Source organism: Streptococcus oralis (genome assembly GCF_026782235.1).
Classification (GTDB): domain Bacteria; phylum Bacillota; class Bacilli; order Lactobacillales; family Streptococcaceae; genus Streptococcus; species Streptococcus oralis_CC.
On sequence record NZ_JAKUWE010000006.1, the window covers coordinates 67,198 to 82,144 of the forward strand.

The 14,947-nt window shown below is 37.2% G+C and carries 17 protein-coding genes; 4 read left to right on the forward strand and 13 right to left on the reverse strand.

Annotated elements, in window-relative coordinates; translation table 11 throughout:
• Nucleotides 1-8: 8 nt before the first annotated feature.
• The 7 genes from MK396_RS09065 to MK396_RS09095 all read right to left on the reverse strand — a co-directional run bounded on the left by MK396_RS09065 (nt 9) and on the right by MK396_RS09095 (nt 4,509).
• A complete protein-coding gene (locus MK396_RS09065) occupies nt 9-218 on the reverse strand; it encodes a DNA-binding protein (protein ID WP_070567732.1) in 210 nt (69 codons plus the stop codon).
• 50 nt (nt 219-268) lie between these two features.
• Nucleotides 269-1,120: a rolling circle replication-associated protein gene (locus tag MK396_RS09070; RefSeq protein WP_070567730.1), complete on the reverse strand. Its 852-nt coding sequence runs from the start codon at nt 1,118-1,120 to the stop codon at nt 269-271.
• 236 nt (nt 1,121-1,356) lie between these two features.
• Nucleotides 1,357-1,923, reverse strand: a complete 567-nt coding sequence (locus MK396_RS09075) for a hypothetical protein (RefSeq protein WP_070567728.1) — start codon at nt 1,921-1,923, stop codon at nt 1,357-1,359.
• Nucleotides 1,924-1,934: 11 nt separating this feature from the next.
• Entirely contained in the window at nt 1,935-2,300 is a 366-nt protein-coding gene (locus tag MK396_RS09080) for a hypothetical protein (RefSeq protein ID WP_070567726.1), read from the reverse strand.
• Between the two features lie 139 nt (nt 2,301-2,439).
• The gene (locus MK396_RS09085; RefSeq protein ID WP_070567724.1) at nt 2,440-2,865 is read right to left on the reverse strand and encodes a sigma-70 family RNA polymerase sigma factor; all 426 of its coding nucleotides are present in this window, start codon (nt 2,863-2,865) and stop codon (nt 2,440-2,442) included.
• A gap of 192 nt (nt 2,866-3,057) precedes the next feature.
• A complete protein-coding gene (locus tag MK396_RS09090) occupies nt 3,058-4,011 on the reverse strand; it encodes a hypothetical protein (RefSeq protein ID WP_070567722.1) in 954 nt (317 codons plus the stop codon).
• A gap of 54 nt (nt 4,012-4,065) precedes the next feature.
• Nucleotides 4,066-4,509 carry a hypothetical protein gene (locus MK396_RS09095; RefSeq protein WP_268724346.1) on the reverse strand — a complete coding sequence of 148 codons (444 nt, stop codon included), beginning with the start codon at nt 4,507-4,509 and terminating at the stop codon, nt 4,066-4,068.
• 144 nt (nt 4,510-4,653) lie between these two features.
• Between MK396_RS09095 and MK396_RS09100 the strand changes: the two genes are divergently transcribed.
• Nucleotides 4,654-4,986, forward strand: coding sequence for a helix-turn-helix domain-containing protein (locus MK396_RS09100; RefSeq protein ID WP_070480163.1), 333 nt, complete (start codon nt 4,654-4,656; stop codon nt 4,984-4,986).
• 78 nt (nt 4,987-5,064) lie between these two features.
• Here MK396_RS09100 and MK396_RS09105 read toward each other — a convergent pair whose 3' ends face one another.
• Complete coding sequence (locus MK396_RS09105) at nt 5,065-6,249, reverse strand: hypothetical protein (protein ID WP_070480162.1); 1,185 nt, start codon at nt 6,247-6,249, stop codon at nt 5,065-5,067.
• Complete coding sequence (locus tag MK396_RS09110) at nt 6,242-6,613, reverse strand: hypothetical protein (RefSeq protein ID WP_070480161.1); 372 nt, start codon at nt 6,611-6,613, stop codon at nt 6,242-6,244. The genes MK396_RS09105 and MK396_RS09110 overlap by 8 nt, the downstream gene beginning before the upstream one ends.
• Nucleotides 6,614-6,990: 377 nt before the next feature.
• On the opposite strand from MK396_RS09110, the gene MK396_RS09115 reads away from it, so the two are divergent.
• Nucleotides 6,991-8,835 carry an APC family permease gene (locus MK396_RS09115; protein WP_268724347.1) on the forward strand — a complete coding sequence of 615 codons (1,845 nt, stop codon included), beginning with the start codon at nt 6,991-6,993 and terminating at the stop codon, nt 8,833-8,835.
• A gap of 199 nt (nt 8,836-9,034) precedes the next feature.
• On the opposite strand, the gene rpmH is transcribed toward MK396_RS09115, so the two are convergent.
• On the reverse strand, nt 9,035-9,169 hold the full coding sequence (gene rpmH / locus MK396_RS09120) for a 50S ribosomal protein L34 (RefSeq protein ID WP_000831902.1): 135 nt from the start codon (nt 9,167-9,169) through the stop codon (nt 9,035-9,037).
• Nucleotides 9,170-9,313: 144 nt separating this feature from the next.
• Nucleotides 9,314-10,528 (reverse strand): pyridoxal phosphate-dependent aminotransferase, encoded by a 1,215-nt coding sequence (locus tag MK396_RS09125; protein WP_268724348.1) that lies wholly within the window; start codon nt 10,526-10,528, stop codon nt 9,314-9,316.
• Between the two features lie 246 nt (nt 10,529-10,774).
• Between MK396_RS09125 and MK396_RS09130 the strand changes: the two genes are divergently transcribed.
• Nucleotides 10,775-11,227, forward strand: coding sequence for a universal stress protein (locus MK396_RS09130; protein WP_000079164.1), 453 nt, complete (start codon nt 10,775-10,777; stop codon nt 11,225-11,227).
• A 32-nt stretch (nt 11,228-11,259) separates the two neighbouring features.
• Here MK396_RS09130 and MK396_RS09135 read toward each other — a convergent pair whose 3' ends face one another.
• Nucleotides 11,260-12,654, reverse strand: coding sequence for a Cof-type HAD-IIB family hydrolase (locus MK396_RS09135; RefSeq protein WP_268724349.1), 1,395 nt, complete (start codon nt 12,652-12,654; stop codon nt 11,260-11,262).
• 65 nt (nt 12,655-12,719) lie between these two features.
• Between MK396_RS09135 and MK396_RS09140 the strand changes: the two genes are divergently transcribed.
• A complete protein-coding gene (locus MK396_RS09140) occupies nt 12,720-13,682 on the forward strand; it encodes an asparaginase (protein ID WP_268724350.1) in 963 nt (320 codons plus the stop codon).
• Between the two features lie 53 nt (nt 13,683-13,735).
• Here the strand turns inward: MK396_RS09140 and ccpA are convergent, their stop codons facing one another.
• Nucleotides 13,736-14,746: a catabolite control protein A gene (gene ccpA, locus MK396_RS09145; RefSeq protein ID WP_213988845.1), complete on the reverse strand. Its 1,011-nt coding sequence runs from the start codon at nt 14,744-14,746 to the stop codon at nt 13,736-13,738.
• Nucleotides 14,747-14,947: the final 201 nt, after the last annotated feature.

Here is a 14,947-nt window from a genome sequence, read left to right on the forward strand (position 1 = left end):
TAACATAACTACATAGCTTCCTCATATTTATTTTGTTTATACAGCAAAAATTCCTTATAACCTTCAACGTTTATATATACTCTCTTATGAGAAGGCTTCAAAATGTATCCTTGGAATTTTTCATTTCTCCGCATTTCTGTTAGATCATTGTTTAAGGTTTTTAACGGAACATCAAATAATTCCGTAATTCCTCTCTTGCTTTTATATATATTTTCCATAAAATTCTCCTATTTGATATAATAGGGTTGGTAAAAGACATTTTCTTTTATTACCTACTTAGCTTGTCAGTTGCTCCGCTAAAAGTATCTGACAGGCTTTTTATATTATCGTAAAACTCCGTAGTATATTCTTTTACACCATGAGGAGTTTCATGTTTTGTCGTACGTGAAAATGTCGGAGGATTGTTAATTTTATAAGTTTCCATAAGCTCACCCTTTGTTGTTGTAATTTCCAAAGGCTTTTCAATTCCTCTGCTAGTTCGATAAATTCTGATACCCTTGGGATACATATGTAGGCGAGCACCTTTTATAATTGCTTTGTTTTCTGAACCCTCATCACCTATCTGCAAATTAGATAAATAAGCAATCAAATAATTCCCAACCTTATCAGCTCTCCGTAGCCTTTTGGTCTTTGTGAAACCTTTCACCCACATCTTAGCAAGGTCATTGTTAGGAATTGTTAGTTCGGAATCGTTCTTTAATAACACATGCAAATGCCACCTTCCACTAGCTTGTGGCTCAATAACAGCAATATATTCTACATGACCGAAACTATGACGAATACGACGTATAAACGCTTTAAAATCCTTATAAACCACCTCAGGATTTATGACGTGTTCGCGATAAGTCAACGTAATCCAGAGCTGATTTTTTCCGCCAGTAAAATTATGGGCTATTATTCGCCGTAACTTCTTCATGGTTTGCTTTGTTGACTTAAGATTATCAAACCTACTGTTGTTTGAAGTATCCATATCATGAATTTCTCCAGTATCAAGATTTACATAACGCTTACCTTCTATCACTTTGATAGTTTGTTCTTGTTGACCGTTAGCGGTTGTCATTTCGATCGTATGACCATACACGTAACTTTTTACTATCTTACCATGTTCTATTCGCTTCATATTTTTACCTATATAAATATTCTTTTGTGCTTTTGTTTGACGCTTATCAAGTTAAGGCGTCGCACTATCGATGATTAAATTCAGATTTATTCCATGATTTATTGACAATAGGGACCCTAAGATTATAAAACTGATTGTGTCGGCACGGCGAACAAAGTTCGACCGCACCGCCCCAACCAGTCTAATCTATCTTAGCCTAGTATCAACAACTTTCACGGCATAAAGAATTTAACCATCTAAGACCACGGATGTTTCAATTTGAACAACGCCCCTTTAAGCGTTCGTCTATCTGATTCATTACATATGATGAATACTAGATAGCGCAACCCATCCTTTACATATAGATCAGCGAGACCATGAAGAGCATATTTGTGCAAATAAAAGATCCAAGTATCTTTTATTCTTAATAAAACGTCTAAATCTATCTCTCCAAAAATTTGAAACCGAAAAACCACACACCTAGCTCCAAATTCTCGAATCCCATGGTTATCCATTGTACATATGGGAACCCTTTCATCTGCTACGTGCACTCTCTGGACTGACTTGCTTCCATCGGCTTGAACAACTTCCTGAGCTTCGTAAATTGGAACTAGTTTATACACAAACTGATTTTCCTGAATATTTTCTTTCACTAATTCTACCAATACATTTTGCGTAGAATCTAGAAATCTATTCCAGTTTTTTTGCTTTTCTTCTATCTGGACTTTCCTCTGGTACTCCTGAAGTTTTCTACTACAAAGATGATAAACTTCCTTAGCACCTTCAAAAATCTTCATAGGTAATTCTTCGATAATCGATGGCATATTTGCCTCCTTTAAAGTGCGACAACTTCAATGACTTTTGCAGTCAAACTAAGTTGGTTACGATATTCTCCGTATACAATTGCTTTCTCAATGTCTACAATTTCTACAGATGTCAGCATTGGTTGAAACGTATCATAATCCTTCATCGTTGCAAGTGGAACTTTTACAGTGAGCTGCTCCCCAGTATTATTTTTTTCGTTGGGATAGTCACTTTCATCCGCAAAGACCAGCACGCAAACTTTTACACCTTTCTCCGTTTCCGAACCAGTTTCACTTTTTTCTATCCACCTTGTTGCGGACACAAAACGTAGTTCTTTGCGAGAAAGGAAAAGTGACGTATTAAACTCTGTAAAATAAGTTAAGTTCTTAAGTGCCATAATTCAATACCTTCTTTCTAAACTTAAAAGTAAATCGTCTACTTTTAAGCAAATAAACACTGTGACGATTACAGATAACAACGTTTAAACTTACACCTCCTTATCTATTAGGAGAAATTTCAACAGAATTCGGAGGAGATTATAAATTTTTTAATTCTTTTCGTAGAATCTCTACAATACGCTCATAGTGTCTTTTTACAGTTTTGTCAGTAAGTCTAACTTCCTTTGCAAGATGCGAGAATGATTTATTCTCAAAAACAACTCCAAACAAGATTTTTTTGTCTCTATCACTCAACAATCTCTCAATAGCATCGTTTATAATAGCAATTTCTTCTTTTTTTATTAAGAAAGACAATGGGTCATTATAATCTGCTATCGTATCTAATAAAGAACCTGTGTCACCTGATCTACTATCTAAACTACAAAGACCATAAGATCGATCTTTTCTACATGAATTCTCATAGGACTGGTTTAATAAGTTATCTACCTTAGCCCAATCACCAGATAATACAGCTTTTTTAATTGCTTCTTCTCTACGTTGTTCTACTTTTGTTAAATCTACCATATGTTGGTACCTCCTGGGGATTTACCAACCATACAGAGTTTGTCTTCTCACGCTACCGTCAGTGGAAAAAACTTAGTAGTCATTTTAGATAAAAACAGTCAGATGTATAAAAAAATAGCAGTTATACAAAATCGTATAACTGCTATGCATTTTTTAGAGCCAAATCTATATTCTATTTATTTTTTTATTCAATTATTCTTTTAGTTCTACTTTTTCTAGTTCCATTACTGCGTTATTTTCTTCATTTGAGGTATCATTCTTCAAAAATCCTATGAATACTTTCTTACCATTTTCAACCGGGATATAGAATTGCACTCTATCTAAATCAACATATATTTTTTCTGTATCCTTTATCTTATATCCTCTACTTTCCATGATTGCGATAATTTGTTCTTTTGTTTTCAAATTCTTAACAGTATTAGTAAATGACTCATATGAAGTTAAATAAATCACCTTATCTCCTAAAATAATTCTATCACTTGAAAATTTAATATTAGGTAATCTATCTATATTTTTTTGATCTTCTTCCACAGATCCTTTAGTTCCATAAACCTTCGTAACACGATAAGTTCCGCTAATTTTTGTGTTTACTAATGGCACTAACTCATATGGTACAGATGTATTCTCACCAATTATATCAAGATATACCATCTTATGTTGATCTATCTTATACAGGATTCTTCCGTAACGTTCTTGGTCTTTATTATCAAGTAATGAAATAAACTTCAAATCTTCTTTTTTGATATCGCTATTTTTTAATATCTCGAAATTTTCCTTAAATGATTTGACGATATCTTCTTCCGAAAGTTTAGTTTTTGTGATATTTTTAAAATCAGAATATGAATCATGAATAGTTACATCATAATTAAATACTTCATTATTTTTTAGCATATAATCAATTTTTAATTTTTCTGAACCTGAAAATTCCCAAACACTAGTTTTAAGCCCTACTGAACCCCACTTCTTATCAAATAAATTATCACTTGATGAATTTTCAGAAAAATAATTAGATATACTTATACCTGCAGCAGCAAAGATTCCCAATATAACAATCGTAAGTAATATAACTTTCACTAGACTAAATTTTTTAGTTTTCTTATCATTCTGATTTTCTTTTTTTTCTTTTCCAATTTTTTTCTTGTTCATAATATCTCTTCTCCGTACTTTTTCTATTGTTTAAACAAAATCAGTGTTTGGCTCTTAATTATCTTTGTTATTTATATATTTTTTAAATTCATCTTTTGACATATACTGAGGACTAGGCATTTCAGGTATATTCTCAATATTTTCAATAATATTTGAAACAACTTCTAAGGCAATCCATTTAAAATTGGACTGTTTTTCTATTGTTTCATTTATATTTTTCCACTCTGTGGGAACCATATACGAGGGGTCTTCTGGAAGTTTAGGATAGATTCCTTTTTCAATAATTTTAGAAAGAAATCCGTATTCTCCATTTGGTAATGTTAGTAACAAATAACTAACATTTCTCTGGTACAAGTCTTTTGTCGTAAATAAAACTTTTCCACCATTATTTTTTGCAAAATAATAATGAGCTTCTAAGCTACCTAACTGAGAATATTTCTTCTCACCATTTCCCATGCCCCATTCTTGTAATTTATACACAGCTATTTCTTCTGTCATATCACTACTCCTATTGTATTGTTTTTCATCCATTTTAACACAAAATTGTATCGTTCGCTATACTATATTGATATTTCGGACAGTTAACTGTACTTAAAAAATCATATAAAGGATAGTAGAATAGTACAAAAGAGGAAATTACAGATGGAAGCTAATCAATTACAAAAATACATAGCAGAACGTATAAGAGAATGTAGAAAAGAACAGAATCTCAGCCAAGAACAATTATCCAATCAAGCCGGACTAGGTGTTAAAGCAATACAAAACATTGAGAATATGAAATATGATTTTAAAATACACACACTTGAAAAAGTGCTTACTGCTTTAGGACTGACCGTAGAAGACTTCTTTAATTTTCCACTCTCAAATAATTACGTCCCTATAACTACATTGATTGATAACATCTCAGATTTATCTCACACAAAAAAATTAAAAATAATTTCTTTGTTCAATGAAATTGTCAAAAATATAGATTAAAAGAGGAACTCTCAATGAATTCCTCTTTTTGTATGCTACTTTAGCTTTCCTTTGGTTAGCTTTTTTACTTTATAGATTCTAACTATTCTGATTAAAATTTAAAATTTCATATTTTTCAGAGATTACATTTCTATTTTCATCCAAAAAAGTTTGCTTTATCCACCGTCCTCGTATTTCACTTGACACCGAAATGGTTCTATCCATTCTTTTAATTTCCCTAAATAATTCACTAGAAAACTTTGCCTTTACTATTCCAGATAAAGTTTTTATAGAGACATTATTTCGAGCATTGGATGCACTAGATACTATTCCTTCAAAATCGAATTCTTCTGAAAACACTTCCGCATCATCTTGCTTTTGAACTAGAGAATTTAAGTCTTGAATAAATTTATCACTTTGTTCATTAACAATAATAGTGGATAACTTTTTCTTGTCCTTTTCCAAAGTTACAGTAAGGCCGTTTTCTTTTATGACATTATAAAATTCAACGAAAGATTTTACTATTTTATTATTCTCAAAAATTACATCTGAGTAGACATCCGACGCCTCTTTGTAATTTATAGATTCTGTAAAAACAATAAAGTCATCAAAATAAAGTTCAAATTCATCCTCAAAAAGAGTAACCTCTTCCGGACGAACTATTTCAAAATTTATATTGAATGAACCGGGGGTAAATGGTGTTAGTACAAGTTTCCCATTAGTAAATATATTATGTTCCCTTAAAAATACTTTTGATCCCTCTATAAAATTTTCCATCAAATTTATCGCTTTAGCAACGACATCTAAATCTGCTGAGTGTGAATTATAAGAATCAACTAGCTTTATTGTCAGTTGTTTATTATTTAAAATATCTGAAAATGTTGTGGCATATTCACTACATAGCATATTAAAACTTTTTCCACTAATCAAATCCCGCTCAAATTTTGAATCGTCCTCAGGGAAATACTCACTCGCATTAATGTTATTCTCTAATTCGAAAATTTTAACACCATATTTAACAAAGTTATTATTATTTTCTCTTTTTAGAATGGAAAAGTCATCTTCTAAATAAAACTCTTGAAGAAGTGTATTCGTAGAAATATCAGAAAATAGAGTTTTCAAATTCTTAATAGAAAGAGGTTTTACAAAAAATGTATCAAAATCAATTGCATATACAAAATAATATTTATCATCGATCTTCTTAGTAATAAATGACAATGGAATATCATAGTAATCAAAAATATAAAGATATTCTACTGATTCAAAATCCAAAATACTACTCATTTTCTATACCTCCTTCCTGAGCATCAAGAAAATTCACATCCTGAAACTCCCACAAATTTAAATGTTCTCCTTCTAACAGTCCCACACCATGACTAGGTAAAATATTTATCAACACAGCAACTTTATCTTTAAATTTAGGATAACGTTTTTTTAGTTCTTCAATTGCTTGCTCTGATGCAAAAAACGATAAAGCTTTGGCCTCACATAATTTTGGGGGCGGAAAATTCAAACCTAAATCTACGTGGGTTTTAAAGTCATCTTTTTCAGGAACCTCACTATTACATAATCTATAAAACGAACCTTCCATCTCTTTTGCTTCAGATGGCGGACAAGCATCTGGATAATCTTCACCATACTTCAACATATAATTCCCCTTCAAATTAAAACCAACTATTATTATTTTACTCTATGCAAAGTAAGTTTTCAAGTATCTACAAATATTATAGTGAAATAAAAAGAGAGATTTATCTCCCTCTTCGTTATGCTACTTTAACTTTCCTTTGGTTAGTTTTATGGTTAATTTATACCTTAATAATGTCAAGAGTCCTTAAACTGTACTCCAAACACTCTAGATATGCGTATCAAAAATCATCTCTTCTAACCTCATTCTTCCATCTATTATACCAAAAATAGCATCCCTCGGCTTGGAAAAATATCCAAAAACCAGTCATTCTCCCTTGACTGCCCTTTTTCAAAGCAGTATAATAACACTTATTGAAATTTTCATCAAAGGAAAAGAAAATGTTTAGAAAATTAAAATATACCTTTATCGGTCGACCACTCAAGTCTCTCACAGACGGCGAAGGGGGATTACTTGGAAAAATGCAGGCACTTGCAATGTTATCCAGTGATGCCCTGTCTTCTATTGCCTATGGACCCGAACAAGTCATTCTCGTTTTAGTTAGCCTCTCTCCTCTCGCCATTTGGTGGAGCCTCCCTATCGGTATTTTTGTCCTCTTACTCCTCGCTAGTTTGACCATTTCCTATCGTCAAATCATTCATGCCTATCCTCAAGGTGGTGGGGCTTATATGGTCACTCGGGAAAACCTCTCCCCTGAACTAGGCTTGATTGCAGGGGGCAGCCTCCTTGTTGACTATATGCTGACAGTAGCCGTATCCGTTGCTTCTGGAGCTGATGCTATTACTGCAGCCATACCTGCCCTCCATCCCTATAATCTTCATATCTCTATTTTCCTGGTCTGCCTGCTCATGCTCTTGAATTTAAGAGGCTTGAAAGAATCTGCCAGCTCTCTGATGATTCCCGTCTACCTCTTTATCTTCAGTACCGTCTTTCTCTTGCTTTATGGATTCTTTCAACTATTTACAGGGTCCCTAAACTATCAGGCGACTTCAACCATTGGACAAACTGTTCCGAGCCTTTCCATCGTTCTCCTATTGAGAGCCTTTACCAGTGGCTCTGCCTCTCTGACAGGGGTTGAAGCTATTTCAAATGCGGTACCATTTTTTAAAACTCCGAAAGAAAAGAATGCTGCTCAGACTTTGACCATCATGTCGCTGATTTTAGGATTTCTTTTTGCAGGCATTACCTTCCTAAACTACTGGATGGGTATCACGCCTCAACACGGAGAAACCATCCTCTCGCAAATGGCCAAGGGCATTCTTGGTGATTCATTCTTTGGTCATGCTAGCTACTATCTCTTCCAGTTCTCGACAGCCTTAATTCTAGCTGTAGCTGCAAATACTGGCTTTTCAGCCTTCCCTATGCTGTCCTACAATATGGCCAAAAACAAGTACATGCCTCATCTCTTTATGGAAAAAGGGGATCGCCTTGGCTACTCCAACGGTATCTTAACTCTGGCCTTTGGGGCTATGATCCTTCTTCTCATTTTTAATGGGAATACTGAACGCTTGATTCCTCTTTATACTATCGGGGTCTTCGTTCCCTTTGCCCTTTCTCAGACTGGGATGATTCGCCATTGGAAAAAGGAAAAAGGAGTAAACTTCTTAAAATCTGCCTTCGCTAATATCCTTGGGGCCATCATTTGTTATGCCATTGTCCTCATTTTACTCCTCTTCAGACTGGGTGATATCTGGCCATTCTTCCCAATTATCCTAGTCTTAACCTTCCTCTTTTTGTCCATTCACAACCATTACCAAAAAGTGGCAAAACAACTACGACTCTACGAAGGAATTGAAAAACGCACTTATGACGGTAACCTTGTCCTTGTCCTAGTAGGAAATGTCACTCGAGTAAGTGTCGGAGCCATCAACTACGCTCAAAGTATCGGTGACGAAGTGTTGGCCATGCACATTTCTACTAAAGAAACGGTGGAAAAAGACCAAGAAATTCTTCAGGAATTTGCCGATTACTTCCCAAATATCACTCTGAAGAATATCAATACCAGCTACCGCGACATCATCACCCCTAGCGTTAAGTATGTCAAACGAATCGCCCAAGAAGCTAAGCAAAAAAACTATACCGTTACAGTCCTTGTCCCACAGTTCATCCCTAACAAGCCTTGGCAAAATATCCTGCACAATCAAATGAGCCTCAAACTAAAATACGCTCTCAGATGGCACGAAGACGTCGTTGTCGCTAGCTACTCTTATCACTTAAAAGAATAAATAAAAGCTCAAAATCATTTGTTTTTGATTTTGAGCTTTTTTATCTGAACTTCTCAAATTTTCTTATAGATCAGAGACTTATTCCATGACACAAAACTCATACTGAAATGTATGAATCTTTCACTATCTATACTTGTTGAGCAAAACAAAAGCCAGTAGACTCGAGTTCCTACTGACTTCTTTGCTGAATTTGTTTGGATTATGCAGCCAAAACTTTGCGTCCTTTACGACGACGAGCTGCCAATACGCGACGACCGTTTTTAGTTGACATACGGTTACGGAATCCGTGTTTGCGCGCACGACGAATTTTACTTGGTTGATAAGTACGTTTCACGATGAATACCTCCTCATAGATTTTGTATTCGTTTAGCCGGCTATAAAGTGATCAGTTACTAAACATACTTTACTATTCTATCTGATTCTGATACTTTTGTCAATAGCTCTAGGCAAATGTTTCCAGCTTTTTCTCATGTAAGCCCTATCTACGATACTGTTTCAAGAAACGAGTCATCTTTTCTTGGATTTGTGCTAATTCATCCACACGAGGGAGGTAAACGATACGGAAATGGTCTGGTTCTTGCCAGTTAAAACCGCGACCATGAACCAAGAGAACCTTCTCTTGCTTCAAGAAATTGAGGACAAACTGTTCATCATCATCAATGCGATACATATCGCGGTCAATTTTAGGGAAGATATAAAGTCCGGCTTTGGGTTTAACAACAGATAAACCAGGAATATCTTGAATGGCATTGTAAATGAAGTTTCTTTGCTCGTAGATCCGTCCACCAGGAAGGAGCAATTCGTCCACCGACTGGTGCCCACCTAGCGAGGTTTGTACGACTTGCTGGGCCAAAACGTTAGAGCAAAGACGCATATTGGACAGCATATTAAGACCTTCAATATAGCCCTTGACATGTGTCTTAGGTCCTGATAAGACCATCCATCCTATACGGAAGCCAGCGATACGGTGAGATTTTGACAGACCATTCATGCTGACACAGAAGACATCTGGAGCCAGGCTAGCTACTGAGACATGCTCATGACCGTCCATGACCATGCGGTCGTAAATTTCATCCGCAAAGATAATCAAGTCGTTTTGACGGGCAATCTCGATAATCTCTAACAAGAGTTCCTTGGGATAAAGGGCTCCTGTCGGATTATTTGGATTGATGAGAATAATAGCCTTGGTATTTGAAGTGATTTTTGACTTGATATCGTCAATATCAGGATACCATTCTGCAGCCTCATCACAGATATAGTGGACGGCATTTCCTCCAGCTAGGCTGACAGCGGCTGTCCAGAGAGGATAGTCCGGCATGGGCACCAAGACCTCATCTCCATTGTCCAGAAGCCCCTGCATGGACATGACAATCAGTTCACTGACACCATTTCCAAGGTAGATATCATCAATATCCACATTTGGGAATTTCTTCAGTTGGCAATACTGCATGATAGCCTTACGGGCTGAGAAAATCCCTTTAGAATCAGAGTACCCTTCGCTATCACGCGCATTCATAATCAAATCATGAATGACCTCATCTGGCGCTGTAAAGCCAAATTCTGCTGGATTCCCTGTATTCAGGCGTAAAATCTTTTCTCCATTTGCTCGCATACGCATGGCTTCTTCTAAAACAGGACCACGGATATCATAAGCAACATGCTCTAGCTTGCTAGATTTGTTAAATTCTTTCATCTTTTTTCCTCAATTCGTCAGGATAGTAACATTATACCACTAGAAAGTCGCTACGACAAGCTTCCATAAACAAGGAAGCAAAAGAAAAAACATTGACAAAGAGAACCCTCACCAATTCTCTTTTCTTTTATTTCTATATACGCACTAAGTCTATGACCAACAATATGGTTTAAAATATGATTTTTACTTTACTTCTTTAGTGAAAAGGGTTACAATAAAAGTAAGAAAATTTCAGGAGGTTTCATTATGGCACAACGTTACCAAAATGTTATGGTCGCAATTGATGGTTCTAAAGAAGCGGACTTGGCTTTCGTCAAAGGTGTTTACACTGCTCTACGCAATGAATCCAAGCTCACCATTGTCCATGTTATTGACACACGCGCTCTTCAAAGCGTATCTACCTTTGATGCTGAAGTTTACGAAGAACTCCAAGCCGATGCTGAAAGTATGATGAAAGAGTATGAAAAGCGTGCAAAAGATGCTGGTTTAACGGATATCCACATCGTCATCGAAATGGGAAATCCCAAAACTCTCCTCGCTCGGACGATTCCGGACGCAGAAAACGTTGACTTGATTTTAGTTGGTGCTACAGGTCTCAATGCCTTTGAACGCCTCTTAGTCGGTTCTTCATCTGAATATATTCTCCGCCATGCAAAAGTTGATTTGCTGGTCGTGAGAGAAAGTGAAAAAACATTATAATTATTAAAAAAGGAGTCTAGAGCTCCTTTTTGTTACTTATTATTTCTATTTCTTTCTTTATGTCGCTCATAAGCCTTGAGCTGACGTTGTAGCTCCTGTTTAATGGCAGGTTCTGGAGCATATTTTTCTTCCCAGTCATCTGGTTTTAAAATTTTGTGCGTAACCGGGTCAAAATGAGCTTTTCCATCAGGGAAGACCTTTCCCATATTTGCTTCATGAACAATATCAAAAATGCGTTCTGGATCCACTCCCATCAAAACAAAACTACCGTATGTAAAATACAGTGTGTCGATCAAAGCATCCACTTGACCGACCAGATTTTGCTTAGCAGGCGTCTTTTTCGCCACTTTCTCTGCTGCCTTATCAAGTGCCTCATGCATGCTTGCAAGGGAGTTTTGGAATTCTTCCTCCGAAGAACTTGCCGCGCGGACAAACTCTACTAATTCTTCAATTTTAAAATCTGCGCGGTGGGTTGCACCTTCAGCATCCCATGCCTGTGGCTCTTCTTGAGTTCGTTCATCCATCATGTGGTGGAAGGTCTTGACTTTATTAAAGTGGTAGTCCCGACTGACAAACACTTTTTCTGAAGCTAAAACGCCAAAGTGCTCAAGCGCCTTGTGTATGCCATCTTGTTGATTGCTTGCTGTAATATGCTTGGCAACCTCTTTGGCACTGCTACTGCCATTTCCCATAGCGACTGACATACCGACACCTGCTAACATTTCCAGGTCGTTATCTGAATCACCAAAGGCCATGACTTGGTTGAGAGCAAAGCCATATTCTTTCCCAACTCGGCGAATGCCTTCTAGTTTAGAATTTCCTTGGCTAATGATATCTGCGGCAAAAGAATTGCTTCGAGTCAATTTCAAATCTTCAAAATCACTTGCAGCTTTCTCAGATTCCTCTGGCGTCATCAGCATCAAAACTTGATAAATGGGTTGGTTAATCAAGTTAAGTAGGTCGTCTTCTTTTTGAGGAACTGCCTTACTGACCATCCGATTAAAGGAACGGCTAACGGTTCTTGTCAGAACAGTCGGAATAAAACGACTAACCAGTTGAGAAAAGGAGCCGAGACCAAATGACATAATTTTCGAACCAACAACGGCATGCTCGGTTCCAAGAGCGATTTCTTTACGCTCCTTTTTAGCATAAGCAATCAGTTGACGCAGGCTTGACTTAGCAATCGGACTTGCAAAGAGTACCTTTTCTTTATTAAAAATGTATTGGCCATTGTAGGTCACCGCAAAATCCAAGTCCAAGTCTTCCATCAATTCCTTGACAAAAAACGGCCCTCGTCCTGTCGCTACTCCAACAAGCACTCCTTGCTCTTTGACAATCTTAATCGCGTCCTTAGTGGATTTCAAAACGCTCTTGCGATCGTTGACTAACGTTCCATCGATATCAAAAAAAACAGCCTTGACTTCCATCCTATCCCATTCTCCCCTTTTGTGTTACAATGATTATACCACATTTCAGAAAGAGTGACTAAATCATGCCTAAGAAAATCCTTGTTTTACATACAGGTGGGACCATTTCCATGCAAGCAGACGCCACTGGTGCCGTTGTAACTAGTCAGGACAATCCCATGAACCATGTTTCCAATCCACTTGAAGGGATTGAGGTTCATGCCCTAGACTTTTTTAATCTGCCAAGCCCTCATATCAAACCCAAGCATATGCTTGCACTCTATCATAAGATTAAAGAGGACGCTGATAACTACGATGGAGTTGTCATCACACATGGTACAGATACCTTAGAAGAAACAGCTTACTTCCTTGATACCATGAAAATTCCGCCCATCCCCATCGTTCTAACAGGGGCCATGCGTAGTTCTAATGAACTTGGTAGCGACGGTGTATATAACTATCTGAGCGCTCTGAGAGTTGCCAGCGATGATAAAGCAGCAGACAAGGGTGTACTGGTCGTCATGAACGATGAAATCCACGCAGCCAAGTATGTTACTAAAACTCATACGACCAACGTCAGCACCTTTCAAACTCCAACACATGGACCGCTTGGTCTCACCATGAAGCAAGAAATCCTCTACTTCAAAACGGCTGAACCTCGCGTCCGGTTTGATCTCGAACATATTCAAGGTCTAGTTCCCATCATCTCAGCCTATGCAGGTATGACAGACGAGCTGATCGATATGTTGGACTTGGAACAACTGGATGGCTTAGTCATTCAGGCCTTTGGAGCAGGCAATATTCCCAAAGAAACAGCTCAAAAGTTGGAAAATCTCCTGCAAAAAGGAATCCCAGTCGCCTTGGTCTCACGTTGTTTTAATGGTATTGCTGAACCTGTCTACGCCTACCAAGGTGGAGGGGTACAGTTGCAACGAGCTGGTGTTTTCTTTGTCAAAGAACTCAACGCTCAAAAAGCGCGCCTCAAATTATTAATTGCCCTTAATGCTGGACTAAAAGGACAGGCCTTAAAAGACTATATGGAAGGCTAATCCTCTTCTCTAGAACGCAAAATCAGGAAATCTTCACGATTCCCTGATTTTTTCTATTTACGTTTTCGTGTAGAGCGACGTTCTGTCAAACCATGAGGTAGGAGAACTTCACGTTCTTCCAACTCTTCCTTATGCATAATCTTAGTCAACATACGCATGCTGATAGCACCTAAGTCATAAAGAGGTTGGGCAATAGTCGTCAAGTTTGGACGAGTGAATCGTGCAATCTGAGAGTCATCTGTCGTGATGATTTCAAACTCTTCTGGCACAGATACACCATGGTCAGCCAAACCATTCAACACACCCGCTGCCAATTCATCACCTGTTACAACTGCGGCTGTAGCTTGTGATGAAATCAAGCGTTCTGCCAAGACATAGCCATCGTCATAGTTGTATTTTGATTCAAAGACCAAACCCTCGCTATAAGAATGTCCAGCTTTTTTCAAGGCTTCCTTGTAACCGATCAAACGAACCTTGCCATTGATATCATCGACGAGTGGTCCACTCACAAAAGCAATTTTCTCATTTTCTTTGAGAAGATAGCTCACAGCATCAATCGTTGCTTGTTTGTAGTCGATATTGACACTTGGAAGTTGATGTTCTACATCCACAGTACCAGCAAGAACAACCGGTGTCCGTGAACGAGAAAACTCTGAACGAATCTTTTCAGTCAAGTGATAGCCCATAAAGATAATCCCATCGACTTGTTTTGAAAAGAGAGTGTTAACCACTGAAACTTCCTTTTCATCATCCTCATCACTATTTGCTAGGACAATGTTATACTTGTACATTTCAGCAATGTCGTCAATTCCCTTAGCAAGTGTTGAGAAATAACCATTGGTAATGTTCGGAATCACAACTCCGACTGTCGTTGTTTTCTTGCTAGCTAAACCACGGGCTACCGCATTTGGACGATAGTCCAAGCGATCAATCACTTCTAGGACTTTTTTTCGAGTGTTCTCTTTAACATTCTTGTTGCCATTAACGACACGGCTAACTGTTGCCATCGAAACTCCTGCTTCACGGGCGACGTCATAAATCGTTACTGTATCATCTGTGTTCATTCCGTTTCCTTTCTATAATGAAAATTTCGCTTTCACGCATCTACTTACTCCATTTTATCACTTATTGTAAACACTTTCAAGTATTTTTTAGAGAAACTTTGAAAAAATTTCACAGTTTATTCCCATTTTGAAAAAGCAAGTACGATTTCTTGATTTTTGAGATATTTTGCTGTATGATAAGAAAAAATAAAAGGGGGAGGA

Coding starts and splice junctions, on each gene's coding strand:
- MK396_RS09090 (WP_070567722.1), bottom strand. CDS start 4,011: ATGAACAAGAAAAAAATTGGAAAAGAAAAAAAAGAAAATCAGAATGAT.
- MK396_RS09140 (WP_268724350.1), top strand. CDS start 12,720: ATGCCTAAGAAAATCCTTGTTTTACATACAGGTGGGACCATTTCCATG.
- MK396_RS09070 (WP_070567730.1), bottom strand. CDS start 1,120: ATGAAGCGAATAGAACATGGTAAGATAGTAAAAAGTTACGTGTATGGT.
- MK396_RS09085 (WP_070567724.1), bottom strand. CDS start 2,865: ATGGTAGATTTAACAAAAGTAGAACAACGTAGAGAAGAAGCAATTAAA.
- MK396_RS09105 (WP_070480162.1), bottom strand. CDS start 6,249: ATGAGTAGTATTTTGGATTTTGAATCAGTAGAATATCTTTATATTTTT.
- MK396_RS09125 (WP_268724348.1), bottom strand. CDS start 10,528: ATGAAAGAATTTAACAAATCTAGCAAGCTAGAGCATGTTGCTTATGAT.
- MK396_RS09065 (WP_070567732.1), bottom strand. CDS start 218: ATGGAAAATATATATAAAAGCAAGAGAGGAATTACGGAATTATTTGAT.
- MK396_RS09115 (WP_268724347.1), top strand. CDS start 6,991: ATGTTTAGAAAATTAAAATATACCTTTATCGGTCGACCACTCAAGTCT.
- MK396_RS09130 (WP_000079164.1), top strand. CDS start 10,775: ATGGCACAACGTTACCAAAATGTTATGGTCGCAATTGATGGTTCTAAA.
- MK396_RS09135 (WP_268724349.1), bottom strand. CDS start 12,654: ATGGAAGTCAAGGCTGTTTTTTTTGATATCGATGGAACGTTAGTCAAC.
- MK396_RS09095 (WP_268724346.1), bottom strand. CDS start 4,509: ATGACAGAAGAAATAGCTGTGTATAAATTACAAGAATGGGGCATGGGA.
- ccpA (WP_213988845.1), bottom strand. CDS start 14,746: ATGAACACAGATGATACAGTAACGATTTATGACGTCGCCCGTGAAGCA.
- MK396_RS09080 (WP_070567726.1), bottom strand. CDS start 2,300: ATGGCACTTAAGAACTTAACTTATTTTACAGAGTTTAATACGTCACTT.
- MK396_RS09110 (WP_070480161.1), bottom strand. CDS start 6,613: ATGTTGAAGTATGGTGAAGATTATCCAGATGCTTGTCCGCCATCTGAA.
- MK396_RS09100 (WP_070480163.1), top strand. CDS start 4,654: ATGGAAGCTAATCAATTACAAAAATACATAGCAGAACGTATAAGAGAA.
- MK396_RS09075 (WP_070567728.1), bottom strand. CDS start 1,923: ATGCCATCGATTATCGAAGAATTACCTATGAAGATTTTTGAAGGTGCT.